The sequence below is a fragment of the Cellulophaga sp. BC115SP genome (assembly GCF_009905545.1).
Classification (GTDB): Bacteria; Bacteroidota; Bacteroidia; order Cytophagales; family Spirosomataceae; genus Flectobacillus; species Flectobacillus rivi.
Genome location: NZ_JAAALB010000192.1, coordinates 1 through 625, shown reverse-complemented (window position 1 = coordinate 625; position 625 = coordinate 1). Strand labels below are relative to the sequence as shown.

Annotated in this window: 1 pseudogene; it reads left to right on the top strand. The window is 44.5% G+C overall.

Annotated features, from left to right (window positions below):
* A pseudogene (locus GVN22_RS27610) lies at positions 1 to 625 on the top strand (hypothetical protein); the annotation flags it as partial.

Below are 625 nucleotides of genomic sequence, written 5' to 3'. Positions count from 1 at the left end.
CTTTAGTAGCGACAAGTACAGGGGACTGTGATGGCGATGGTGTAACGAACAAAGATGAGATTAATGGTATCGATGATAATCCATTGACGACAACAGACAATACAGATCCGAACGATGCTTGTAGCTACAACAAGGTAGACCAAGTACTTGCGAATGTGGATCCATCTTGGTTGACCAAGGACTGTGATAAGGATGGTAATCCAAACGGAACAGATCCAAATCCACAAGTGGCTACAGCAGCGAATGATGCTTTAACAGCGCCATTTGGTACAATCAGTACGGTAAATGTGTTGAGTAATGATGACTTCTTACCAGTAGCGAGCAATGTGATTACGAGAACAGGTGGTACAGCGAGTGGTACCGTAGTGTTTGCACCAACAACAGGTATCATGAGTTACACTCCATCAGCTACCGAGCCAGGTGGTGTAAATGTAACAGTGATTTACCAAGTGTGTAATACATTGGTGACTCCACAAGTATGTGCTAGTGCAACAGTAACGATAAGTGTACCATTAGCAGGTGACCAAGATGGTGATGGCGATCCAGATAACACGGATCCACAACCAACAAATCCATGTGTATGGGGTATCGGTCAAGTGTTAGCGAATACAAGCACGACTTGGAG